Source organism: Paenibacillus sp. FSL H8-0104, from assembly GCF_038050215.1.
GTDB lineage: Bacteria > Bacillota > Bacilli > Paenibacillales > Paenibacillaceae > Paenibacillus > Paenibacillus amylolyticus.
In genome coordinates this window covers 3,037,302-3,063,418 of record NZ_JBBOTC010000001.1, presented here as the reverse complement: position 1 = coordinate 3,063,418, position 26,117 = coordinate 3,037,302, and the positions used below count along the sequence as shown (strand labels likewise).

The 26,117-nt window shown below is 44.2% G+C and carries 20 protein-coding genes and 1 pseudogene; 3 read left to right on the top strand and 18 right to left on the bottom strand.

Translation table 11 applies throughout. From position 1 onward, the window contains the following. Window positions 1-33: 33 nt before the first annotated feature. Together NST38_RS13815 and NST38_RS13810 are read right to left on the bottom strand one after the other, a co-directional pair. Window positions 34-612 carry a GNAT family N-acetyltransferase gene (locus tag NST38_RS13815; protein WP_341343990.1) on the bottom strand — a complete coding sequence of 193 codons (579 nt, stop codon included), beginning with the start codon at window positions 610-612 and terminating at the stop codon, window positions 34-36. Between the two features lie 150 nt (window positions 613-762). Beyond that, the gene (locus NST38_RS13810) at window positions 763-1,473 is read right to left on the bottom strand and encodes an SDR family NAD(P)-dependent oxidoreductase (protein ID WP_076249477.1); all 711 of its coding nucleotides are present in this window, start codon (window positions 1,471-1,473) and stop codon (window positions 763-765) included. A 101-nt stretch (window positions 1,474-1,574) separates the two neighbouring features. Here NST38_RS13810 and NST38_RS13805 point away from each other — a divergent pair, with 101 nt between their 5' ends. Then, entirely contained in the window at window positions 1,575-1,934 is a 360-nt protein-coding gene (locus NST38_RS13805) for a MerR family transcriptional regulator (protein ID WP_076249478.1), read from the top strand. A gap of 180 nt (window positions 1,935-2,114) precedes the next feature. Here the strand turns inward: NST38_RS13805 and NST38_RS13800 are convergent. From NST38_RS13800 to NST38_RS13780, 5 genes and pseudogenes are all read right to left on the bottom strand, one after another. Beyond that, window positions 2,115-2,696 (bottom strand): annotated as a pseudogene (locus NST38_RS13800) (GNAT family N-acetyltransferase). A gap of 45 nt (window positions 2,697-2,741) precedes the next feature. Continuing rightward, window positions 2,742-3,317 (bottom strand): GNAT family N-acetyltransferase, encoded by a 576-nt coding sequence (locus NST38_RS13795; RefSeq protein WP_076249479.1) that lies wholly within the window; start codon window positions 3,315-3,317, stop codon window positions 2,742-2,744. Between the two features lie 166 nt (window positions 3,318-3,483). Next, a complete protein-coding gene (locus tag NST38_RS13790) occupies window positions 3,484-3,783 on the bottom strand; it encodes a hypothetical protein (RefSeq protein ID WP_017688728.1) in 300 nt (99 codons plus the stop codon). A 159-nt stretch (window positions 3,784-3,942) separates the two neighbouring features. Then, on the bottom strand, window positions 3,943-5,706 hold the full coding sequence (locus tag NST38_RS13785) for an ATP-binding cassette domain-containing protein (protein ID WP_076249480.1): 1,764 nt from the start codon (window positions 5,704-5,706) through the stop codon (window positions 3,943-3,945). Further along, window positions 5,691-6,545 (bottom strand): ATP-binding cassette domain-containing protein, encoded by an 855-nt coding sequence (locus NST38_RS13780; protein WP_076249481.1) that lies wholly within the window; start codon window positions 6,543-6,545, stop codon window positions 5,691-5,693. Before NST38_RS13780 ends, NST38_RS13785 begins: the two co-directional genes overlap by 16 nt. 112 nt (window positions 6,546-6,657) lie before the next feature. On the opposite strand from NST38_RS13780, the gene NST38_RS13775 reads away from it, so the two are divergent. Continuing rightward, window positions 6,658-7,248 carry a biotin transporter BioY gene (locus NST38_RS13775; RefSeq protein ID WP_074094877.1) on the top strand — a complete coding sequence of 197 codons (591 nt, stop codon included), beginning with the start codon at window positions 6,658-6,660 and terminating at the stop codon, window positions 7,246-7,248. A gap of 142 nt (window positions 7,249-7,390) precedes the next feature. Here NST38_RS13775 and NST38_RS13770 read toward each other — a convergent pair whose 3' ends face one another. The 5 genes from NST38_RS13770 to NST38_RS13750 all read right to left on the bottom strand — a co-directional run bounded on the left by NST38_RS13770 (window position 7,391) and on the right by NST38_RS13750 (window position 15,218). Continuing rightward, a complete protein-coding gene (locus NST38_RS13770; protein ID WP_341343989.1) occupies window positions 7,391-8,860 on the bottom strand; it encodes an Msr family ABC-F type ribosomal protection protein in 1,470 nt (489 codons plus the stop codon). 488 nt (window positions 8,861-9,348) lie between these two features. Next, window positions 9,349-11,238 carry a beta-glucoside-specific PTS transporter subunit IIABC gene (locus NST38_RS13765; protein WP_076249482.1) on the bottom strand — a complete coding sequence of 630 codons (1,890 nt, stop codon included), beginning with the start codon at window positions 11,236-11,238 and terminating at the stop codon, window positions 9,349-9,351. A gap of 211 nt (window positions 11,239-11,449) precedes the next feature. Then, window positions 11,450-12,280 (bottom strand): BglG family transcription antiterminator LicT, encoded by an 831-nt coding sequence (licT, locus tag NST38_RS13760; protein ID WP_076249483.1) that lies wholly within the window; start codon window positions 12,278-12,280, stop codon window positions 11,450-11,452. A gap of 424 nt (window positions 12,281-12,704) precedes the next feature. Next, window positions 12,705-14,147 carry a 6-phospho-beta-glucosidase gene (locus tag NST38_RS13755; RefSeq protein WP_076249484.1) on the bottom strand — a complete coding sequence of 481 codons (1,443 nt, stop codon included), beginning with the start codon at window positions 14,145-14,147 and terminating at the stop codon, window positions 12,705-12,707. 240 nt (window positions 14,148-14,387) lie between these two features. Further along, window positions 14,388-15,218 (bottom strand): amidohydrolase family protein, encoded by an 831-nt coding sequence (locus tag NST38_RS13750; protein ID WP_076249485.1) that lies wholly within the window; start codon window positions 15,216-15,218, stop codon window positions 14,388-14,390. Between the two features lie 260 nt (window positions 15,219-15,478). Between NST38_RS13750 and NST38_RS13745 the strand changes: the two genes are divergently transcribed. Further along, the gene (locus NST38_RS13745; RefSeq protein WP_076249486.1) at window positions 15,479-17,203 is read left to right on the top strand and encodes a cellulase family glycosylhydrolase; all 1,725 of its coding nucleotides are present in this window, start codon (window positions 15,479-15,481) and stop codon (window positions 17,201-17,203) included. A 131-nt stretch (window positions 17,204-17,334) separates the two neighbouring features. Here the strand turns inward: NST38_RS13745 and NST38_RS13740 are convergent, their stop codons facing one another. The 6 genes from NST38_RS13740 to rhaA all read right to left on the bottom strand — a co-directional run bounded on the left by NST38_RS13740 (window position 17,335) and on the right by rhaA (window position 26,110). Beyond that, window positions 17,335-17,730 (bottom strand): hypothetical protein, encoded by a 396-nt coding sequence (locus tag NST38_RS13740; protein ID WP_076249487.1) that lies wholly within the window; start codon window positions 17,728-17,730, stop codon window positions 17,335-17,337. 415 nt (window positions 17,731-18,145) lie between these two features. After that, window positions 18,146-20,128, bottom strand: coding sequence for a sucrose-specific PTS transporter subunit IIBC (locus NST38_RS13735; protein WP_076249488.1), 1,983 nt, complete (start codon window positions 20,126-20,128; stop codon window positions 18,146-18,148). 26 nt (window positions 20,129-20,154) lie between these two features. Then, the gene (locus NST38_RS13730; protein WP_076249489.1) at window positions 20,155-21,630 is read right to left on the bottom strand and encodes a glycoside hydrolase family 32 protein; all 1,476 of its coding nucleotides are present in this window, start codon (window positions 21,628-21,630) and stop codon (window positions 20,155-20,157) included. Window positions 21,631-21,777: 147 nt separating this feature from the next. Beyond that, window positions 21,778-22,761, bottom strand: a complete 984-nt coding sequence (locus NST38_RS13725) for a LacI family DNA-binding transcriptional regulator (protein WP_036670711.1) — start codon at window positions 22,759-22,761, stop codon at window positions 21,778-21,780. A gap of 245 nt (window positions 22,762-23,006) precedes the next feature. Beyond that, window positions 23,007-24,680, bottom strand: a complete 1,674-nt coding sequence (locus tag NST38_RS13720; RefSeq protein ID WP_076249490.1) for a ribonuclease J — start codon at window positions 24,678-24,680, stop codon at window positions 23,007-23,009. A gap of 158 nt (window positions 24,681-24,838) precedes the next feature. Further along, window positions 24,839-26,110, bottom strand: a complete 1,272-nt coding sequence (gene rhaA / locus NST38_RS13715) for an L-rhamnose isomerase (protein WP_074094867.1) — start codon at window positions 26,108-26,110, stop codon at window positions 24,839-24,841. Between the last annotated feature and the right edge of the window lie 7 nt (window positions 26,111-26,117).

Sequence of the window (26,117 nt, the reverse complement as noted above, 5' to 3'; positions counted from 1 at the left end):
GAATCTGAGACATCTTATTCAAGGATTTGAAGCTTATATATGCTTTTCATAAAATACCATTGTCATTTTGTCGTTAATTGCTTTTGTTACACCCGTTTTTTTGTAGCCTATCTTTTCATACAAATAACAGTTCCCTTTCTCTTGTAAGATGGTACCTAATTTCCATGACTTTGCATCATCATATATCTGCTCAACCATTGTAAAGACTTTTTGAGCAATTCCTTTTCCTTGATGTTCTGGCAGTATAAAAATTGGACTAATACTATAGTTTTGATTATCTTTTTTCACGACTCTAATTCCACCAACAGCAACATCAAGATGATGGATTATGAAATAATCTGTGAAAGATTGATTGATTTGAGTAATAATTCTTTCTACGGTTTCATTGGCGGGGCTTGTTTCAAAATCCTGATATTTTTCCAACAAGGGCATAAATGCTTTGACTTTCATTTCATGAATAGTCACTACATCTTTTAAATCTGCTTTATACAGTGAAACCTCCATTAAATACATACCTCCGATTGATATGCTTGTTAGAGACAGGATGTATAGTACATGCTCTGTTAACTTAGTACAAGAAAGATGTTCGCCTACGTTTGGTGTTTGTTTCATTTACAGCATATAAACAAGATAAACTATCATTTTTTTATTCGACGTTGTATTCTCATATTCCTTGATATCTAAGTAACGGAACCACGCCAATACTTCATCTAACTTTTAGCTATCATCTGGGGGACAAGATCATCCAGTATGAACGGTGGATTACCAAGGGTACACGCCATTTTCATCTAGGAATTCTCCGTTATGGCGTTTACCATCCGTCGCATAACCCACGATAATCGCAGCGCCGGCTTCTTTTGATTTGCCGCCTTCGGCATTGCCATTAAGATCTGTTGATGTGAATCCGGGCGTTACCGCAAAGATTTGAGCTCTGCTGTTTTTGACTTCATAAGCCATCGAAAGTGTCATGGCACTGTTGGCCGTTTTGGATGAATTATAGTCGAAGGCGTTTAAAGTAAATTCCGCATTTTGCATATGGTCCAGAGAAGCCATGTCGGTTGATACATTAATGATTGTGCCTTCATTATCTTTGATTAACGGGAACAATCGCTGATTCAAACGGAAGGTGCCGAAAAAGTTCACTTCAAAGGCGTTCCGCAGATCTTCCTCTTTTGTATCCGTAAAGGAATGAGAGAAAGCACCCGGCATACCCGCGTTATTGATCAGAAGGGCTATTGCAGGATAACTCTTGTGAATCGTATCGGCTGCCTGCTCAATGCTCTTCGAGTCGCACATGTCGATCTGTACAAATTCTACATCTAACCCCTTGGAAGTTAATTCTGAAACAGCTCTTTCACCCCGTTCAACACTACGTGCGCCGAGGATAACTTTCCAACCTGCTTCACCCAACTGCTTTACGATCTCATATCCAATTCCTTTATTTGCTCCGGTTACAAAGACAGTCTTTTTCATGCGAATCCTTCTTTCCATAATTTGATTTATATTTAACAATGTATAAGTTACTATGCTACACTTAGTGTAGGTCAAATTATTTTTATAAAAGAGGGGTTAACATGTTAACGATTGGAGAAGTAGCCAAAAAAGTTGAAATCTCCATTGGAGCGATCCGCTTTTATGAAAGAAAGGGACTGCTGAAACCTGCTGCACGAAATGAGCAGAATAACCGTCTTTACTTGGAGGATGATCTGAACTGGCTGGTTTTTATCAAATGCCTTCGCGAAACCGGGATGAGTGTGGAAGACATCAAAAAATATTATGATCAGGTCAACGAAGGAACCTCCACGCTGAAGGAAAGAACCAAGCTGATTGAGGATCAAAAGCAAAAGTTGCTGAATGATATAGAGGAGAAAAAAGCGCAGCTTGTTCATTTGGATAACAAACTGGAGCGCTATTATCGAGGAGAAAATTATTAATACAAGCCTTATGCTATAGATTAACCTTTTGCATTTATGTAAGGGAGCACGTATCCTAACAAAGTTTCCTCAGTAGCTTCTTAAAATAAATACAAAAAAGATCAGACAGCCAGAGCAATAACTGTCCAACCTGATCCGAAACTTTCATTTTATAGCCCTTCACTATGGGACTACGTTCTATTAAAATTGACCTTGTTGCTTACGCAGGTGGTAATGGTTATACTTTTCATCCTCAATCTCGATCGAGCTGACCCGTTCAAAATTACATTTCTGTATCACCTTATTAGATGCTGGATTGGTAGTCAAAGCGATGGCATTTAACACTTCCACGTTTGTATGTTCAAACAAATACTACATCATTCCTTTGAGCGCCTGCGTGGTGTAACCACGATTTCTGAAGTGTTTCGAAATACCGTACATAATCTCCCGATTGGGTGCTGGCAGTTCGTCCTTAATCCCTGAGCAACACCATCCGATAAACTCGTCATTTTCTTTGAGTACGATAGCCATACGTAAGTATAAATCTCCGATGTCTCCTCCCGCCACCACAGCTTGTTTAAAACGCTGATTCTCAGGAATTTCATATTCGGTGAGCCACAGGCTCCTATCTTCAATCGTAGCGTTCCATCCCGGTAAGAATTCATACACCTCAGGTTGCCACGTAATTTCTTGCAATTTCTCTAAATCTTCAATTCGATACTCGCGCAAATAAATATCCTTGCAATCGATGATTAATTCATCGGTTAGTATGGGTTGGTTCATAGTTCCTCCTACTACACACTTAATTTCAGCTTATTAGCCTTTACTTCAAGCAAGCCCCTCTTTTTCCATATACTCATCTTTGGTTAATCCAAAGAGGATCAGATCCTGGTATTTTCCATCCGTATAGATCACCTGGCGACGCACACCTTCCTGAACACATCCAAGTTTTCTCATCATTGCTGCGGAAGGTTCATTTCCTTGGAGTACATAATCATTAAATTTGTTTAGCCTGCGCTCGAAGAAGGCATAGTTCAGCAAGATTCGAACGGCTCTGGTTCCGTATCCTTTTCCTCGATGATCCCTGTCAATTTGAATGCCAATGCTAAAGGTACCGTTCCTTTCATCAATGCTGTTCAGATTCACACCTCCGACATTTTCACCATCCATATTTACAATTGTAAACATGATCCGTCCTTTGGCTAAAGAAAAATCAGAGAAGTTTTCCGTGAAACTCTTCGCTTCAACATGGGTTGGCGGCAACTCTACTGCACACTCTAATAACCGACGGGCGGGTGTATCAAAGCGGTTATAATAATGATCTTCCCAATCTTCCTCACGCAAAGCACGCAATCTAACCTTGTCATCCTGCCAGAAATATTGACTATAATCGATCTCTCTCATTCCAAGTCCCCCCGCATATTCAACCAAATTTTTACTTCGAGCTACAAACATAATAACCCATAATGTGGAATTGGAGGAGATTTGTTTTCATTAAACACAACGAAAATAACCCCCGAACAGGATAAAACCTGTCGGAGGCTACGCTCTAATTTATATCAAAATCCCTTTACGACTCTTCCGTATATTGAGGTTTGGATACGTTATCCGGAACCGTTTCGTCAAAAACATCCTGACCTGGATAATCCCGTACTTCCCCCTCGTGAAGCTCATGATTTTCATAATCAAAACGATGTGCAGACCGCTGGTCCACCCGCCACGGAGAACTTTTCCCAAGAGACTCGGATAGTAAAGATGAACCGTAAGGGCCCTCCGGGAATTCTTCGAGTGTGATATCGTTTCGCTGCGACTCCACCGTAGACACATCGGTATATTCTTGCCGTTCTTCACGCAAAAACTTATCTTTCATCGTTTATCCCTCCTGATCCACTTCAGATGACCAACGTCCACTTATTGTGAGCGAGGACAAATGCATTTATGCATGATCTTTGGAAAACACTGCGTTTATTGTTCTAATCCATCGTCATATTCATCACCGGATTAATCACGTTAATCATCGCCATCACAATTAGCGAATCCATATTAATAGTACAAAAACAATGAGGCCAGCCATGCTAAACCAGGTATCACGTTTGGACCATACCAATAACGATGAACGTCCTCCAAGCGTAGAGTGCTCTCTAACTTTACGCATTTCCATCGCAATGGTCATATCCTCTGCACGTTGGAACAGTGCCATTAACAAGGGAATCACCATCGGACCTAGGTCACGAATTCGCACGGTATTTGGTCTTAATGCTGCCTTTCCACGTGCTCGTACGATCAGTGAGAATCGCTGCCACTCACTCCAGATCATCGGGATAAACCGAAAGATTAACGATACAGCAAGAGCAAACGAAGCTACGGGCAACCTGATCTTTTTACCGATACCGAGTACCCAGTTCAGCCCTTCTACCATTCGCCCATAAGGTGTCGTCAACGAAAACCAAAGGCTTGCCAATGTGACGATAAACAAACGATACACATTCAACAAAGTGCCCTCCGCCTGACCCAGGGAAAAACCAAAGTGCAGACCTCCTCCCTCTGTTGAAAGAGTTGTCCCAGATAACGCCGTTGAGATGATGAAAAAGAATAATAATGGCTTCATTAATTTCATACATCCAGCCAAAGTCTGACGCGGAAGCACGGCAAGTGCTGCTACTACCGGCACCAGTGTTAACGTCAATCCCAGCCATTGCTGTTGAATCATAGCTGCGGTGACCAGCAAAATATACAAAATCCATTTCAGACGTGGGTCCATGACGCCATATAATCCGCCTGAATGAGTCAATGTGTTCGGAAGAAGCTTTGGATCATCTTCAGTTTTAACGGACGACAGCTTCAGTGCTTTTTTTTCATACTTCATTACATCGCTCTTGACTTCCATCGTTACCGTCCCTGATGCTTCTTTCGATCCGTTCTGAATCCCCACCTCAACTGACGTGGACTGAACAATACTTTCAGCCATCTCTTCTGCCGTCATCGCGGTCAAAGGCAGCTCTAGACCCGCTGCTCTTAACTGCTGTGCTAGTCTCATCGATGGTGGCAGTCCAATCCCTGTCTGCTCCAGCAGTTCAGGTCTTTTGTGAAGTTCTCTCGGCGTAAGATCAGCGATTAGACGGCCTTCCTGCAACAACAATACTCGATCCGCACAAGGCAAAAATGTATCCAGATCATGGGTTGCTACCACACCCCCACCACCTGCCAGACGATGTTGCTCCAGTACATCCAGCAAAAGCCCGACACTTTGCGCTTCCAACCCGGCGCTCGGCTCATCCAGCAGAAGCCAGTGTGGGTTGGTCACACTTCCGAGAGCAAGTCCAAGCCTGCGCTTCTCTCCCCCACTTAGAGCAAATGGCGACCTGTCCAGATGAAAACGCCGGTCCAACTCCGAGGATACTGGCGGGTCCCACTGGTTCAGTGCTTTTGTGATCTGCTCTTGTTGCTGTTTCTCTGAAAGTCGATAGGGACGCAGAGAATATGAGAATTCACGCTGAATACTTCGGGCAAACAGTTGCTGTTCCGGAAATTGAAACAATAGTCCCGTTTGCAATAAAATCGACTGCGGCACTTTTCCTTCTTTCCAGAAAGGAGTGCCATCCAATGTGATACTTCCAGTATCGGGCGGTCTTAGACCAGCCAACGTCTGTAGTAAAGTCGTTTTTCCTGAACCCGTACAGCCCAGCAGCAAGGTGATTTCCCCACTGTTCAACTGTACACTCACATCTTCAAGCAGTGCACGTTTGCCCGATGCCGATGCTTCTATACGTATATTGGTTAGCTTGATCTCCAACGTGCGACCTCCTTGGCCAATTGCTCAGGTCGCAGTGGCATGGCTTCTGGCATCATATCTTTTTGCTTGAGCAATAACGCAGTTTTTACAGTAAAAGGAGGGTCCAATCCTAACCGTTCACAGGGGGATAGCTGCTCATTTTCCCTAGTAGCCTTCTCATTCAACTCTGTTTCATAGAAAAAGGACTTCGGCTCCCCGTCGTACACACTACGTCCACTCTCCATAGCAATGATTCGATCACACAGGGTTGCTTCCTCCAGATGGTGCGTAATCCAGATCACCGTTGTACCCCGCTGGGTAATCTTCTGAACAATGGCTTCCATCCTGTCCCTTGCTCCCGGATCAAGCATGGCTGTTGGCTCATCCAGAATCAATATATCCGGTTTGGCTGCGAGTGCTACAGCAATATTAAGCAGTTGTTTCTGTCCACCGGATAATTGTGAGACAGCCTTCTCCGGGGGATATTGAAGTCCTACGGTATGTAATGCATCCTGCCTGCGCTCCAATTGCTCTTCTACAGAATCCATCAATGGTGACAGCGCAAAATGAAACTCCTCTTCAATCGTATCGCCAAGTACCTGTGCATCCGGTTGCTGCAGTACACCCCGAACAGTAAGTTCATCCGAAATATTCCGTACCCCTCCCGATAGCGGAACGAATCCGATCAGTAGTCCAGCAAGTGTGCTTTTCCCACTGCCATTCGCTCCTACAATACTAATCCATTCTCCTTGGTGCAGCGTAAGTGAGACCCCATCCAGTGCTTTTCTCACCTGACTACCTTCGGAAGCATAATGCACTCGAACATCTTCTAATGTAATTATAGGCAGGTTGCCTTGCATCGTAAATTAGTCCTTTCCCTTTCTATTGTTATGTGGTACGATCCTAATCGTTAACCACATTTATATAATTGGTTAACAATCATATTACCAAAATGGAGAGGATTGTTCAAACATGAAATTATCTTTGCGAGGCATTGTATTCAGCGCACTTATGGCCGCAATTTTAGTACTTTTTGGTTACATAAGCATTCCCATTGGCTTCTCCCCAGTACCGATAACATTACAAACTTTGGCTGTCATGCTGGCCGGAGGATTACTTGGTCCACTCTATGGTTTTCTAAGTGTCACGATGGTTGTTCTGCTCACCGCTCTTGGATTCCCCTTGCTGCACGGGACCGGAGGACTTGCAGTACTTCTTGGACCTACCGGAGGATATGTGATGATGTGGCCGTTCTCCGCTTTATTGATTGGATTGTTGCTTGCACGAATCAACATCAAAGGTGTAACAGGATTTATTCTCGCTTTTGTTGTATTTGAACTATTTGGTTCATTGCTTGTTTATGTATCCGGGGTCCCTTGGCTTGCTTATGCTTTCAAAATGGACTTACCTGAGGCCATGATTCAAGGGTTTTATCCTTACATAATTGGTGATCTGATCAAAGCTGTATTTGCTGCCATCATCATTGCGCCAGTGCGCATGGTTTTCCCACCTCAACGTCTCACAGGTAACATGCATTCAACGGTTATAAAAGCGGATTCTTAATAGAAGCTACATAAGGTAACTAATCTGCCTATCTTTGAAAACGACGAAACCGCCAAAATCACTTTGGCGGTTTTCGGTACTTCTCTTCCTCTAAGATTGTTCTGTCATCGGAGTGATCCGTGTAAATCTTCTTTAGTTCAACTTATATATTCACCTGAATTAATTGACGCTCTGTAATCTGAAATTGTTGATCCGCTGTATTTTCAATAAACCTCTGATCATGAGATACATACAGAATCGTCCCTTCATAGGCCTTGATAAAACGCTCCAACGCTTCCAATGCATGCATATCAAGAAAATTCGTCGGCTCATCCAACAATAGAATGTTATATTGTCCAAGAAACAAGTGACATAATTGAAGACGAATCGCTTCTCCTCCACTTAATGTCCCAACATTCTTCAGCAAGTCATTACCTGTAAACTGCATCGCATGCAACGCACTTCTGAGCTCTGATTTCTCATATTCCGAACGATTTTTCAGGAATTGTAATACGGTCTCTTTTGTCGTGAAACGATAGCTCATTTGCTGAAAATAACCGAGCTTTGCTTTTGGAGACATTGTGATGTGATCCCCAGCATGGAAAACATGGTTAAGCAATGTGCTTTTCCCACTGCCATTGGCTCCGGTTATCGCTATTTTTTGTTTTAATGGAACCTGAAAACTTACATCCTCCAGCAATACGTTACCTTCCATTTCAAGTGTAAGGCGATCTGCCATAATCGGAAATCGATTGTGCAGCTCCAGTGTCTTGGGCTGACGGAAGATCATAGGCCGATCCTCTTGCACCGCTTTAACCTCATGAAGTTGTTGCATCCGCTGTTCAATCGCTTTAGCTGCGCGGTGCACCGCTTTTTGACTGGTGCCTTTGGATTTGGTTTCAACCATACGGTTTGTTTTTGCCTTGGATTCTTTTTTGGACATGCTTCCGGCCTGCGTTATTTTCTCGGCTTTCTTCATCTTTTCCCGAGCGGCCAGCTCCAATCGTCTTTTCTCCTTGGAAAACTGCTCATGGGCCTGGTTTTGTTGTTCACGCTCCAGCCTCTTCTGTGCCTGATAATCACTATAGTTGCCGGAATATACGCGAACCTCACCTTGATGGATTTCCCAGATCGTGGTCACCAGTTCATCCAGAACCGCACGATCATGACTGATCAGCACAAGCGCCCCATAATAATAACGCAATTCATCCAGCAAAAATGTAATGCCCTCTTGATCCAGGTGTGTCGTTGGTTCATCCAGTAACAGTACTTCATGATAATGAGTGAACATTTGAGCCAGTTTTAGACGGGTCTGTTCTCCACCACTCCATGGCTGATCGTGTTGAGGTATCGCTAATTTACTGAGTAAAGCCCCGTCAACTTCGATACTTTCGTTAGACTGGGGCGGTTCCACTTGTTCCAAATAACCAAACTCTGCAAAACGTTTTACCTTTCCGACTGTTGGCTGGATCTGTCCCGCAATGAGTTTCAACAATGTACTTTTACCCTGACCATTACCACCCACTACACCAATGCGATCCAGTTGATGCACAGCCAGTCGCTCAATGTTCAGTATTACTTTATCCATATAGGTCATCTCAACCTGTTCTAATTCAAAACATATCTTTTCCATATTCGCTACCTCCGAAATAAGATTTATTTCGTATCGATAGCGAAGCACGCTTCTATCGATACGAGCTTATCGTGCCAGCTCGTATCAATAGAACAGTAACGTCATCATAGCGGTTACCTCCAGTAGTCTGTATTGAGCGCCTGTACCTAATTATTTACCTGATTAAGATAATCAGAAGAAAAAACAAAGAATCACAGGCCACGGCCTGTGATTCAACGTAAACGGGTAATCGAGTATAACACTTATCTTAAGGTCAGGATGATTGAAAATGACAGACTGATCCCGTTTACTCTGAACCAATAGTCAGAGCCTTTGAACGTATTCAATTACCGATTCAAAGGAAGGAAGCGCAGTCTCATTGCATGTGTCATATTCAATAATCCACCTTTCATTATCATGTATAGATGTACAATTCTAATTATAATTTTCCAATTCCACCATGTCAACGGAACGATGAAAACACTACACCATCAGATTAGTACATCAAACTACTTTTGTTCCTGGTCATTACCGCTACTTAATTTCAATAGAAGTTCCTGGCTATGAACCTGACCTGTAGCCTGTGGAATTACTTCCTCGTAGTTGGCGGAATTCGTTACGATAATCGGTGTTACCGTGTGATAACCAGCAGCCTTAATCTGTGCAATATCGAACTCAAGCAACAGATCTCCCGCTTGGACCCTGTCCCCTTCCTTGATATGGGACACAAAATGCTGTCCGTCCAATTTAACGGTATCAACTCCCACGTGAACCAATATCTCAGCACCGGTGTCTGATACTACAGCCAAGGCATGTTTTTTCTTGAATGCAACGGTAACTGTGCCGTCAAAAGGCGCAACAACTCTGCCCACAGTTGGCTCAATCGCAATCCCTTTACCCATTGCTCCCGATGCAAAGGCCGGATCCGGAACTTCCGACAATTCAACAATCGTTCCTTCGATTGGGCTAAATACATTTTCGTCTGAAGCATTCGTTGCACGAACAGATTGCTGATCGGATGTCGTAGATTCGGTTTTTATTTCTTCTTCAACCGGATCTTTGAAGCCCATGATGTACGTCAGTACAGCCGAAACAACAAAGGATACTACAATACCCAGAATCAATCCTGGGAAACCTTGTCCACCTGGTCCGTAGAAGATTGGCAAGGTCAGCAAGCCCGGTGCGCCGGATGCGAATGCCAAAGTACCCGCTTGACCAATGATAGCTCCACCAACTGCACCACCGATAACTCCTGCAATGAATGGACGTTTCAGTGGTAATGTTACCCCATAGATGGCCGGTTCCGTAATACCGAACAGAGCCGTCAACGTGGATGATCCAGCCAGCGTTTTCAGTTTTTTGTTCTTGGTTTTCAGCATAACCCCAAAAGCAGCACCCGTTTGAGCAAAGATCGAAGCTGTCGCAGCGGGTTTAACCCCATCCTGTCCATACACTGCAACGTTGTTGATAAATACTGGGATCAGACCCCAGTGTATTCCGAATATAACGAGCAGCTGCCAGCTTGCACCCATAACAGCTCCAGCGAGCAATGGACTGAATCCAAAAGCGGCAACAAGCCCGGCTGCAATTCCATTACCAACGTATACGCCAAATGGTCCAAATACAAGCAATGTCAGAGGTACCATAATCACTAGCAAAAACAATGGCGTAACAAAGTTTTTCACACTATCGTGAAGTGTTTTATTAAAGAACTTTTCCAACTTGCTCATGACAATGACAGCTAAAATGATAGGAATAACTGTAGATGAATAGTTCATCAAGATGACAGGGATACCGAAGAAATCCGTTGGTGTTCCCTCTGATTTCAACGTGACGATGGACGGATAGATCAGTGCTCCTGCAATCGTCATCGCAACAAACATATTTCCCTGGAATTTACGTGCTGTTGTAACCGCTAACAACAGAGGCAGGAAATAGAAGAGACTATCTGCTGCTGCATACAGGATTGTATATGTTGTTTCTGTCGTTTCCAGCCATCCAATATTGCTTGCAATCAACAATAACCCTTTTAGAATACCGGCTCCCGCCATAACACCCAGAAGTGGTGCAAAGATGCTGGATATGATATCGATAATCCCCCCGAGCCCTTTGGCTGCTTTGCGAGGTTTTTCTTTATCAGTCGAATCGTCCAGAATGTTACTGATCTGTCCAATGGCACTATAGACTTCAGGCACCTTGTTACCAACAACCACCTGGAATTGTCCTCCATTTTCTTTGACTGCGATGATGCCTTCTGTTTTCTCAAGTTTGGCTTTGTCTGCCTTGGCATCGTCCTTCAATACAAACCGTAACCGTGTTGCACAATGAACCAGCGATTCCACATTTTTCTCACCGCCAACCAGTTCTACAATCTCTTTGGCCAGTTTCTCTTGACTCATGATCTGCACCCCCACTTTTTCTCAAACAGGCCCTTTACCGATTTTTTTGCACGCAAAAAACCTAAGCCTTGAGCAAGGGGACACAATGGTCCTGACCTTCTCATGACTTAGGTTTTGCCTGCATAACCAGTAACAATCCCAGTTAAATCATATTCAATTCCTGTTAATCACATATTATTATAATAAAACCATTTTTGTCAACATTTAAATATTATCGATTAACCACTCGTTCGATATGAACCGTCAGATACAATTTTTCTTCATTGGTCAACTCATGGTTGTATTCCTTTTTGACAAACAACTCAATTTTCTCCGTACACGCTGCGGCATCTGGATGTTTCTCCTTAATCATGTCATAGAAATGATCATAGTTGTTGTCGTAATGCGTACCACTGAGCACACGCTGGGAGAAGAACTTCAGATGTGTGATAAAGCGAAAATAACTGAGAGAGTCCTCATCAAATTCCATTTTGAAATGATATTTCGCTATATTAATAATCTGCTGGATAAACTTCGTAATGTTCATCGTTGTAATAACTTCTTCGTTCATCTCTGCGTTAACAATATGAAGAGCAATAAAAGCGGCTTCATCGGGTGGAAGCTCAATATTCATTCGGGTGTTGATCTGTTCCAGCGTCCTCAGGCCGAGTTCGAATTCGGACTTGTACAACTGTTTGATCTCCCACATTAATGCGTTCTTGATCTCCACGCCTTCCCGATAACGTTCGATGGCGAAGTTAATATGATCTGTAAGAGATACATAGATGTTCTCATTCAGCTTTCGGCCCAGATTCTCACATGCATACGTGATAATCTCTTCCACAATTTCAATCAGTTCCATCGGAACTTCCCGCAGCAGCATTTTGAAATTATCGGAAGTTTGTTTGTTTTTCAATGCAAATACTTTCTGGATGCGGGTCTCATCTACTTTATCCCCCGGCTTTTTCTTAAAGGCAATCCCACGTCCCATCACCACAAGCTCTGCTCCATCCGCCTGATAGATGCTAATGACGTTATTGTTGATAACCTTTGCTATTTTCACTTCAATCCCCCCGTCACGTTCCACTCTCTTGGCAGTTATACATCGTCTTTTGGGCATACAAAAAAAACCTGAAGCATCACAAAATAAACAAGACATGGTGGTCTGCTTTTTTTGGTGCTTAGGTTTTGCCTACTTCGAGTAGTAACAATCCCAGAAACGATATAATTGCGTCAAGTATAGCGCGAACCTGACTATATGTCAACGCTTTCAATGCGGGGACAAACGGAAGTTCCATGGTTATATAAATTGAACTAGATAATATTTACACTAGCTACTCCGATGACAGAACAACCTTCCGATCGCTGTTATCCCCAGCTTTTTTCTGTCCTCTCCGTTTTGTGTAGAAGTTTAGTTCAATTTATATAGATGAAACTTCCGATGTTTTATTGCCGTACAAGACCATTTTAATTCAGAAAAATATAAATTACGCGTCACCCAAGTTTGTTCCGTTGGATTCGATCACATTTTTGTACCACTCAAAACTCTTCTTCTTCAGTCGTGTCAGCTCACCTTGACCTTCATTATTACGATCCACGTAAATGTAGCCATAACGTTTTCTCATCTCACCTGAGGAGGCACTTACAATATCAATAGGTCCCCAGCTGGTGTAACCGATGATGTTCACTCCATCCTGAATGGCCTCACCCATTTCAGCTACATGTCGTTTCAAGTAGTCAATCCGGTACGCATCATCCACTTCACCTTCCGGTGTAACCTCGTCATTGGCACCAAATCCATTCTCAACAACAAACAGCGGCTTCTGATAACGATCATGTAGTTGATTGGCGGTAATACGGAATCCTTTGGGATCAATCGTCCAGCCCCACTCGGACTTCGCCAGATATGGATTGGCTACCGAGCCAAATACATTACCACTGGTCATATTTTTGATAACTTCCGGATCGGTACTGGTTGTACGACTTGAATAATAACTGAATCCGATATAATCTACGGTATGATTCTTCAAGATTTCCGCATCACCCGGCTGCATAACAATGTTCAACTCGTGATCTTTGAAGAAACGTTTGGCATAACCCGGATATTCCCCACGTGACTGCACATCGATGAAGAAATAGGACTCTCTATCTTTTTCCATGCCCTGGAACACATCTTCCGGATTACAAGTATACGGATAGAAACTTCCTGCGGCGAGCATACACCCAATCATGGCACCAGGAATAATCTCATGACATGCCTTGACTGCCAGTGCACTTGCAACCAGTTGGTGGTGAGCAGCCTGATATTGAATTTCCTTGATGTTATCCCCTTCATTAAACGCCAGCCCCGCCCCAAGGAACGGAAGATGTAACAGCATGTTGATCTCATTAAATGTCATCCAGTATTTCACCTTGTCTTTGTACCGAGTGAATACCGTTGTAGCGTATGTCTCGAAAAGAGTTACCAGTTCACGACTTCTCCAGCTGCCATACTTCTCGATCAGATGCACAGGCACATCAAAGTGAGCCAATGTAACCACAGGTTCAATGCCGTTTTTCAACAATTCATCAAATAGGTTATCGTAAAATTGTAATCCGGCTTCATTTGGCTGTGCATCTTCTCCTGTCGGGAAAATCCGTGCCCAAGCAATGGAGACACGCAGTGCTTTGAATCCCATTTCGGCAAATAAAGCAATGTCTTCAGGGTAACGGTGATAAAAATCGATTGCTTCATGCGAAGGATAGAACTCGGTAGCAAGCGGCGTAAAAGCTGGAACATTGCCTTTCATAATGCTTCTGCGGTTCTCACCTGTTGGTAGCAAGTCAACGATACTCAGCCCTTTGCCATCTTCCAGATACGCGCCCTCCGCCTGATTGGCAGCAATGGCTCCACCCCACAGAAAGTCTGTAGGAAATTTAAAATTCGTCATCATCATTCTCCTTCCAAATATGTAATTCAGCTACCCGCTCAAATCCTGAAAAATATTAAAAAGACAAAATAGAAAAAACCCGAACCAGCCTGGGTACACGATTACGTGTAAACAAGCCAGCTCAGGTTATGCCCATATCGGTAACATTCCCAGATCATGATTATGCGGATTGGATAAAACTTTAGCAAGAATCAGAACAGTTGTCAACTTCTTGAAACCGGTTTAGCTTCGGATTGCCCACTACGATATTTGATAGAACGCAGCACATGTGCCGCCAAGAATCATCTGTTGATCTAATATAGGTAGGGCATTAATGTGATTCATAATGAGACCATATACTTCAGAATACGTAGCTGAAACATTGCTCACGGGCCAGTCGGACCCGAACATTAACCTTTGCGCACCAAAGGCTTCTATGGCGATATTCAGATAGGCTGTAAAGTCGCTCGGAGTCCAATTTCCCCAGTCTGCTTCCGTCACCATCCCTGAAAGTTTACAGTACGCATTTGGTTGTGCGGCCAATGACTCAAGCGCTTCTTTCCATGGTGAGAGTATACCTGATTTTATGTCGGGTTTGGCTAGATGATCAAGTACAAATCGCTGTTCAGGAAACGCCTTAACCAGTTCAACGGCATAAGGCAGTTGCTCCTTGGATACCAACAGATCATAGGCCAAACCATACTCCTTTAGCAATGAAATTCCGCGCTGAAAGTCTTCTCTCAATACATACTTCAGATCAGGTTCATCCTGTATGACATGACGTACGCCCTTCAGATACGGATTGGACGCGAACAATTCAAGCTGATTCCGAACTTCATCCGAACAAAGGTCCACCCATCCGACAACACCTTTGATACATTCATGCCGATCTGCCAACTGCAGAAGCCACTCGGTTTCTGTCAGTGATTGTCTGGCTTGTACCGCAATACATCCATCCAGTCCTGATTTGACCAATAAAGGTTCAAGATTTTCCGGAAGAAAAGATTGACGAATGGTTTTCATCTCTTCGCCAATCCATCCGTACTCGGCGACATTGTATTCCCAGAAATGTTGATGTGCATCCAGTTTCATATTAGATCCCTCCCAGGGTATTTAAATCTAATTATCATTAAAAAGCAATCACTGATTTTCACATGATTTTTATTCCAATTGTGCAGGTATTGTCCAATATTAAATCATGATATAGTAAATTACGAAAACGCTTTCAGTACATAAATCGGTAGTGATTTCTGTATTAAACAAGTGAATTTTTGTTTGCGTTGAGCTCTATTTTCAGCCTGCTTAACCGCTATTCATGTTCAACCATTCTCTATTCGAAGGAGACTATATTAATGAAAAAAAACCGCAAATCAGTCTTATCTCTTACGCTCTTGACTGCCATGATTCTATCTCTATTCTCCTCTGCTATGGCTTCAGCTGCAACTGACAACAGCGAACAGGCCAATACCTCAGCCGCGCCAAGCAAAATGCAGACCTACGTGAACGCCATGGAGCCTGGCTGGAATCTGGGTAACTCTCTTGACGCCGTTGGTGAAGATGAGACAGCCTGGGGCAACCCGCGCATTACGAAGGAACTAATTCAGTCGATCGCTGCTGAGGGCTACAACAGTATCCGTATTCCTGTGACCTGGGAAGCCCACATCGGTGACGCACCCAACTACACAATTGATTCCGCTTACATGAATCGGGTTCAAGAAGTAGTAAACTGGGCCCTCGATGCGGATCTCTACGTCATGATCAATCTTCACCATGATTCCTGGCGCTGGATCAGTTACATGGAGAAAGACCATGACAACGTGCTTGCACGTTACAACGCTGCTTGGACTCAGATTGCGGACAAATTCAAAGATGCATCCGATAAACTCATGTTCGAAAGTGTTAACGAACCACGTTTCTCCGAAGGCGGCACAACAGATGCAGCGATTGGATATCGCATGCTGGACGAATTGAATACTTCTTTTCACAAGATCGTAAGAACTTCGGGTGGAAACAACGAGACACGTCCACTTGTACTTCCAACGATGCATACCTCTTCCGCTCAACCTGATCTGGATGAACTGAATAAGACCATTCAGAAATTGAATGACAGCAATATTATTGCAACCGTTCACTACTACGGGTTCTGGCCATTCAGTGTGAACATCGCAGGTTACACCAAGTATAACGAGGAAGTACAGAAGGACGTTACCGACACTTTTGATCGGGTATACAATGCTTTTACAGCGAAAGGCATTCCGGTTATCGTTGGTGAGTATGGCTTGCTTGGTTTTGATCAACACACAGGTGTCATTGAGCAAGGCGAAAAACTGAAATTCTTCGAATTTGTTGGACAATATCTGCGTCAAAAACAGATGACAACGATGTTGTGGGATAACGGACAACACTTCGGTCGCACAAGTTTTACTTGGTCTGATCAGGAATTATTTGATACCATGAAAGCCAGCTGGACAGGTCGCTCATCCACAGCCGAAACGGATCTCGTATATCTTAAACAAAATGAAGCCATTCAAGATAAGAAGGTAAAACTCAATCTGAATGGGAACAAATTCAATTCGTTGAAAAATGGCACCACCCCTCTTGTAAGAGGTAAAGACTATACGATCAAAAAAGATGTGCTTACGTTAAAATCCAATCTGTTAACCAAATTGACAACCTCTGGTGATTTGGGCGTAAATGCTACACTCACAGCTGGATTCAATGAAGGTGCTGACTGGAACTTTAATATCATTAAATATGACACACCTAAGTTGAACGATGCAACAGGTACAACCAGTGCATTTGCCATTCCGACTACGTTTAATGGGAACCAACTGGCAACGATGGAAGCAACATATGCAAACGGAGAAAACGCCGGTCCACAGAACTGGACTTCGTTCAAAGAATTCTCCTACACATTTAGCCCAGATTACGAACGAAATGTGATTGAGCTGAAACCTAACTTCTTCAATGAAACCAATGATGGCGAAGTTACGCTTAAGTTCCATTTCTGGAACGGAGATGTGCTGACGTACAAAATCACGAAAAATGGAACCAGCGTTGTTGGCGTAGCTTCATAATAGTTATAAGGATTCCCCACTTGAACTATACCTGTGGGAATCACGAAACGTTCTGTCCAGAGCCATCGGTTCGAACAGAACGTTTTTCCTTTTAATCAGATATTCCTTCCACATCCATTATGAATGACCGTTCACAATAAAAACGAAACATTCCCACTCTGGCTATGAATGACATACGTCGCACCAAGCCCTTTATATACAAGACCAACTGGAGCCTTGTTACTGGAAACGACATAGAGATGTTGCGGATACCAGCTGTGACACAACTGGATATCCTGGCAACACTGAGGCAGATTATTCTCGAACACAAATGCATTTGTGACCATATATTCGGGTCGAGTCTGTTGCATCCCTTCCGTTTCTTGAATATAACGCACAGGAAATGCTCCAAGGGTTTGAAGTTGTTCCCGTTCCTCTTCACTGTGTACAAGCACAACGAAGGCTAATCCCTTTTTCAGTAATAAATCCACGAAATTCATCCCCGCTGCACTGTGTCCTGTTGATACAACAATCATTGCTTCATCCATTGCTGTCTACCTCGCCTTCACATCAGATCCTGCATATATCATCTCAAGTACGTTATGTGCGAATCATAGTCCTCTGTCTGCCTTTCCGCAATTGAACCGTATCCGATTCAGAACCTTCCTGATTGATTCCAGACCATATTCCTCTTTATATCCTATGTAATCTGCCCTTTACGCTCTGGATCTCCTTATATCTCCGTTAATCATAAGCGATTAAAGAAATCTGATTAACCGAGCCTTAATCGAAGATATATCTCTTTTTAATCGCTTACATGCACAGATTCAAAGCAAAATGTCTTAATACTTTGGCTAAAAGTAATACAAAAAGACAAAGGAAACCTGATGATACATCAGTTCCTTTGCCTTTTTGTATTTCTCTACATCCATGTTCCAGTACATTTCTATTTCAAACGATCACTTATTGAGGTTCTTTGAATTTCACTACTAGCACCGCTTCCCCATTGGCTTGAACATGACCTGTTGAGGCTGCTGTAACAGTTGCTATGGTTTCGTTTCCACTAGGGATCAACACAGGTGTAATCACCGGCAGACCCGCAGCCTGAATGACATCCATGTCAAATTCAATCAACAATTGACCTGCAGTTACACGATCTCCGCTATTCACATGCGCGGTAAAACCGTTTCCTTTCAGTCCAACCGTATTAATTCCGATATGAACCAACATCTGTACACCCGTCTCATGCTCCAGAATCACCGCATGTTTACTCTTGTTCATGACATGTGCGATGACTCCATCAAACGGTGCGTACACTTTTCCTTCTGATGGCTCAATGGCAATGCCTTCACCCATGTGTTTTTCCGAGAACGCCGGGTCAGGAACCTGCTCCAGAGCAACGACTGTACCATTCATCGGCGAAGCTATTTCGAGCAGATCTACTTTAGGACGATTGCTTGTAACGGCATCGGTAACTGAATTAATACGCGGATTAGAGTCCACTGCTTTAACTTCAGTTGATGTTACTCCACTGTTGTCATTGCTTGCGGATTCCTCTGCAACTGGTTGATCCTTATAGCCAAAGAACCAGGTAAGTGCAAATGCAATCGCCATGGCAACTACGTTGGACAAGATATACAACGGCAGTTGGCTGTTCAGATAGAGCAGTGTACCGGGAATAACCGTTACAGCCATGCCCGTACCTTGCAGATGGAACAGGGAAGCGATGAAACCACCAACACCACCACCAACAAGTCCCATAATGAATGGTTTCATATAACGCAAGTTAACTCCGAAGATCGCTGGCTCCGTAATGCCCAGAAATGCGGACAAGGAAGAAGGTAATGCGAGTGCTTTGAGTTTCATATTTTTGGTCTTCAGACCGACTGCAAGACAAGCCGCTCCTTGTGCTGCCATGGCACAGGTAATGATGGCGTTGAACGGATTGAATCCCGTTTTCTCCAGTAGCTGAATCTCCAGGAAATTAAAGATGTGATGTACACCGGTAACGACAATAATCTGATGGAAGAATCCAATGATAATACCTGCGATGCCAAACGGAAGATCCAATACGGCAGTTGTTCCATGCAGCACCCACTCTTCTAGGGAATGGAATACGGGACCAATCGCGAATAGTCCAAGTGTGATCATAACCGTTAACGTAATAAAAGGAGTCAGAATTAAATCCAGTGCCTCAGGCACCCGTCTTCTTAGTACCTTCTCAAACTTGGCTCCAATCAAACCTACAAAGAACGCTGGCAGAACCGATCCCTGATAACCCACGACAGGTATAAAACCGAACATATGCAGCAGCTGTGCTGATCCATCTGCTACCGCGTAAGCATTAGGTAATGCGGGATTAACCAGCATTAGCCCCAGTACAATACCAAGTACCGGACTTCCGCCAAATACGCGGAATGCGGACCACGCTACAAGTGCAGGGAGAAATGCAAATGCCGTATCCGTCAGGATTTGAGTGAACAACAGGAAATTGGCCGAGATATCATCCGGTGTTGCACCGAACAATGCCAGAATTTCATTCTGGGTAAGTAATCCGCGCAATCCCATGAACAGTCCTGTAGCTACCAGAACGGGAATGATGGGTACAAATACGTCACCAAACGTGCGGATAGCCCGTTGAAAAGCATTTCCTTCTTTTTTCCCCTGACTCTTCACATCGTCCTTGGACGTTCCTTCGATGCCCAGCTTCTCAACCTCTTCAAAGATTCGATTCACTGTTCCCGTACCAAAGATAATCTGATATTGACCTGAGTTGAAAAAGGCGCCTTTCACCTTGTCGATGTTCTCGACCGTTTTCTGATCAATCTTTTCTTTATTTTTCACCATGATGCGAAGACGTGTTGCACAATGTGCAAATGATGCGATATTTTCTTTGCCCCCGATGGCATGAATGACTTCCTGGGCAATCCGTTGATTCTCCGACATGTTATCTCATTCCTCTCACGTAATACTTAATAATGCCATTGAGTTGCTTCAAAATCAGCTTTGCCTCCGCGTGTAAAGAAACGAATGTCCACGCTGTCCCGGCTTGGGAAAATGCGGCTGGTAAAGACCTCTTCCCCATCGTTCACAAAGATCTCGACCGAGGACGAATCTACGAACAGATGGAACTTAATCACTTCCGCAGTAAGTGTGCACCGTCGTACAACGCCATTCTGCTCTGCCAGCTCGGCACCAGACATCGTCCGATCCAAAACAACTTTCTGCTGAATCCGATCATACAGAAGAACCGTTTTCTCAGTTCCATTTGCCCGGAATTCGATGCCTACAACCTCTGCTTCTATATGGCCTATCTCACATATCAGTTCATAGGCAATCCCATTAAAACCAGTGAAAGATCGACTCTCATTATCAATTGTTGCGCGAATATGTGTCCCTTCCTCCTGCTGACGTAATTGGACCATCTCTTCAACCGGTTGTTGAATTAACTTGCCGTCACGGAATGACAATTGCCGAGGAATGGTCAGGCAATGAGCCCAGCCACTATCGTCTGTTGGATATTCCAGATCGGGAAGTCCCATCCATCCTACCAGAATACGTCTTCCGTCCGGGCCCTGCATCGTCTGCGGCGCATAGAAGTCGAATCCACGATCCAGTTCCTGAAATTCACCATGATTGAACTCTCTCGTCTGTAGATTCAGCGGCTCACCGATCAGATAACCGGATTGAAAAATATTCTGATAATGATCTCCCGCTGCATCTAAGCCTTGCGGGGAAAAGACAAGTACACCTTTCCCGTCCATCTCCATATAATCCGGGCACTCCCACATGTAACCAAAGGAGGTTAATTGCGTACGAATTTCACCAAGGAACTCCCAGTTGTTCAGATCAATGGAGCGATACAGCACTGTACATCCCGTCTCGTCTGTTCTCTGCGCACCAATTACACAATAATACGTGTCTCCTTGTTTCCACACCTTGGGATCTCTGAAGTGTTCCGTGTATCCGGCTGGCACAGACGAGATCACGGGATCATTCAGTTTGGTTACTGAACCGCTTTCATCCATAACTGCCAAGCATTGATACGGATGTCTGACCCAATCCTCATCTCTGGTATTGCCCGTGTACAGCAAGTGCAGCTTGCCGTCTTTTTCAATTGCGCTACCGGAATAAGCTCCGTGTGAGTCATACCTGCCACCCGGTTCGATTCCAATCCCGACATTTTCCCAGTTCACCAGATTCTTCGAGCGGGTATGATACCAGTATTTCATGCCATGTTCTGTCCCAAGTGGAAACCACTGATAGAACAGATGATAATAGCCTTGATAATATGCAAAGCCGTTAGGATCATTAAGCAGACCTGTTATCGGCTGAATGTGATAACTTTGTCTCCAAGGACATACGGATATCTGTGCTTCAAGCTTCGCAATCTCTCCAGGCTCTGCTTGCTCAATTCGTCTGTAGCGTTGCTCTCTAGTCATTTTCATAGTTGTTCTCCATTCAAAATATAGGAACCGGTTCCAATAGGCACAAAAAAATAATTCCATATGGCATTAGTGCCTTCCCGTGTTCGCATATCCGCATTGGATATTCATAATGGAACCGGTTCGATGGAATTATCATAAAGGATGTTTTTATAATTTGTCAACGCTTTCTCGAGGAATTAGTTCTACGTCGAGTGTTGTTCGTTCCTCCACCGACTCGCCTTTGACCAGACGAATAATGTGATTCGCCGCTACTTTGCCCGCCTGCAAATAATGATATTTCACAGTCGTCAGCGTGGGGTGAATCATCTCCGTAATATCATATCCGCCAAATCCCGTAACAGACAAATCTTGCGGTATGCGGATTTTATTGGAGAATGCAATCTTCATCACACCCAGTGCGATATTATCCGTGGCCCCCACGATGATCGTTGGTGTGATTTCTTTCAGAATGGCTTCAGCGGTAACGATGGCTTCAGACATCTTAAAGCTTGTCTCATAATACTTCACTTCACATCCACCACACTCGGCGATTGCTCGCTGGAACCCTTGTTTACGATAGATTCCTACCGCCCGATCCTTCTCGCTAACCCCCATATACACGATCTTGCGGTGACCCTGTTCGACGACATATCTGCCCATCTCATAACCTGCCTGATCATCATTGTGAACCAGACTGTGCAATTGCTCATGCTGCTGCCCCACCAATAACACCGGAATCCGTATATCCTCAACGGCCTTCAGATGTGCTTCGGTCACTTCAGCAGCCAGTAGAATAATACCCGATACCTTCTGTCGTGCAAAATCATAGATGGCATCAATCTCGCGCTGCATGTCCTGACTTGTATTTGCGATCAGCATCTGATACTGATTACTCCGCAGTTCTTCATCAATTCCAATCAATGTCTGGGATGTTGCAAACGAATCAAGACGTGGCACAACCGTACCGATGATACTGGTCTTCTTAGCCTTCAGACTCTGTGCAAATGTATTGGGAACATAGTTGTATTGTTTGATAATACGCTCAATCTTCTGGCGTGTATCCTCACTAACGGATCCGCCATTCAGGAAGCGAGAGACCGTGCTTTTTGCCACACCTGCCATCTGAGCGATATCAGAAATCGTTTTATTCATAAAGACTCCTCTTATTTCTATTAGCTAGTTTACCTTTTATTATACTTCGAATCGCAAACCCATGGCGAATTTGATTCAACTCCATTTATCGCACGTCTATGGTACATTCCCGATGTAATAGCAAAAGCCTGATATCAATGTGACGTTCATACCGAAGTATGATCCGACATTCATCAGGCTGTTAAACTTCCATATACACGTTTGCACAGATCATCAGGGCAAGAATAATCCCTGTCCTTGCTGACTCAGACCTCAATAATAATTGGCAAGATCATAGGTCTTCGCTTCGTTTGAGCGTAAATATAGTGACCAATCTCATCTTTCAGCTTTCTTTTGATCACATTCCACTGATTCACCCCAGCCCCGGTCAACTCACCCATCCGGTTTAGAACCAGCTCATGAATCTCATGCATGAATTCTTCCGAATCCTTAACAAATACAAACCCTCTGGAGATAATTTCGGGTGACGTGACCATCTGTTTTTCCGTTTTGCTCAGTGTAGTCACAATCACCAGCATGCCATCGGAGGACAGTTGCCTGCGGTCGCGAAGTACAATATTGCCGACATCACCCATGATCAGACCGTCTACGAGACTATTTCCCGACGCAATTTTGGGACCCAGCGAAGCAATGCCGTCTTTGTACTGGACCATATCCCCATTATTCACGATAAACACATGATCACGCTCTATACCTACGGATTCAGCAAGCAGTCTGTGTTGATACAACATGCGAAACTCACCGTGGATCGGAATCAGATAATCCGGTTTCATCAGGGTTAACATCAGTTTGAGTTCTTCCTGACTGCCGTGTCCCGATACATGCATCCCAGCTGCACCACTTGAACCATATATCACACGTGCTCCAAGAACATAGAGGTTATCAATTACATGTGCAAGATTTCGTTCATTGCCCGGAATGGCTCCGGCAGCAATAATGACCGTGTCCCCGGCGTTAATTCTTACGTGAGGATGTTTACCGGATGCCAAACGTGACAATGCTGCCATCGCTTCACCCTGGCTACCGGTGCATAATACAACAACTTGTTCAGGTGGAAACTGATCCGAATCGATAGCTTCAATCAACAATCCGTCAGGAACTTGCAAATACCCCAATTCACTGGCCACCGATACCACATTCACCATACTTCTGCCCAACAGTGCCAGTTTGCGGCCCGTCTCGAATGCTGCATTCACAATCTGCTGTACCCTGCTGACATTCGACGCAAAGGTCGAGATGAATACTTTTTGTTTTGCACGGATAAAGGCATCCAGAATGTGATCTCCCACAACACGCTCGGAAGGTGTAAATCCCGGTCTTTCTGCATTGGTACTCTCGGAGAGCAAAATATGGACACCCTGTTTGCCAATCTCGGCCATACGGTGCAGATCAGGGAATGGTCCATGTACAGGCGACATATCAAATTTGAAATCTCCGGTATGCACAACATTGCCTGCTGGGGTCTGAAAAAAGATACCAAGACAATCCGGTATACTATGACTGGTTGCAAAAAAGGAAACCTCGATCCCTCCCAGCGTAATGCTGGAATGAGCATCGATCGTATGCAAGTCGGCCTTGCGTAGCAACCCATGCTCTTTCAGTTTAAGTTCGATCAGCCCACGAGTGAGTCTGGATGCATACACCGGGATGTTCATTTGTTTTAACAAATACGGAATGCCACCAATGTGATCTTCATGTCCGTGAGTAACCACAAGACCCCTTACTTTATCCAGGTTCTCCAGCAAATACGTTACATCCGGAATGATCAGATCAATACCAGGCAATGTCTCATCGGGAAACTTCGAACCACAGTCAATCACGATGATGTCCTGATGGTACTGGATGAAATACATATTCTTCCCTATTTCATTCACGCCGCCAAGTGCAGCGATATAAAGTTTGTTGTGGGCTAGATTCAACTCTGTTATTCCTCCTCTGCGTGGCAATCGTATACGATACGGATCTATATTCCTAGTATGGAAGCAATCGCCTCAGTTATGCATTTCAGCGTGATTATGCCAAAAAAACCACCATGGAATTTTCATTCCATAGTGGTTTATACGAAAAATAAATGCGGTTACACCAATGATTTATCACGCTGTAGTAATACGTCTTGTTCATAGGTTTTGATATCAGTGATCCACTTTTCACGAACTGGTACGCCTTGCTGAGCACAATAGTAGTCCCAGATCGCGCCAAACGGATAGGATTTGAACTCTTCCGTTAAGGCAAGACGCAACGTGTAATCCCCTTCCAATTCGGCTTGTTTCAAGGCATCCACTGGTTCGAGCATCGCTCGGAGAAGGGCTTTGATCGTGTTGCGAGTCCCCACAACCCATGCAGCTACACGGTTAATGCTTGCATCAAAGAAATCCAATCCAATATGTGTGGTCGCAAGCAGATCATGTCGAACCAGTTCACGAGCAATTTCCAGCAACTCATCGTCCATAATTACCACATGGTCACTATCCCAACGCATCGGGCGGCTTACGTGAAGCAGAATGCCACTTGTAAACAAAGACAAGGACGACAGTTTATTGGAAATAACCTCTGTTGGATGGAAATGACCCGCATCCAGGCAGATTAACGTATCATTTTGCAAACCGTAACCCATATAGAATTCATGAGAACCCACCACATATGCTTCCGAACCCAGACCAAACAGCTTACTCTCTACCGCGTCCAGGTTGTGCTCCGGGTTAAGTGGTTCGCCGAATACTTCATCCAGCGATTCTTTGAGACGTTTGCGTGGTGTCAACCGATCAACCGGATTATCCTTGAATCCGTCCGGTACCCATACATTGGTTACACAAGTCTGACCAAGCTGTTCCCCGAAATAAGCACCAATCCGGCGGGATGCCTTGCAGTGATCAATCCAGAACTTGCGAATTTCAGGGTCTGGATGACTGAGCGTGAACCCGTCACTTGATTTTTCATGGGAAAAACATGTTGGGTTGAAGTCCAGACCGAGTCCTTGTTCTTTAGCCCATTTTACCCAGTTCTCATAATGCTTTGGCTCAATCTGATCCAGTTCAACCTGCTCGTCTGTATCCGTGTAGATCGCGTGTAGATTGACCTTATGTTTGCCGGGAATCAGAGCAAAAGCTTGCTCCAGATCGTTACGAAGCTCTACAGGTGTGGTCGCAGCCCCCGGATATTGACCTGTAACGGAAATACCACCTGTTAACTCCCCATCTTTATTCAGAAATCCTTTGACATCGTCGCCTTGCCAGCAGTGTACGGAAACTTTGATCTCCGCGAGTTTGTTCAGTACCTCGTCCGTATCAATTCCGTGCTGGGCATACAATGCCTTGGCTGCTTCATACGCTTGCTTGACTTGGTTATCCATCCGCAAG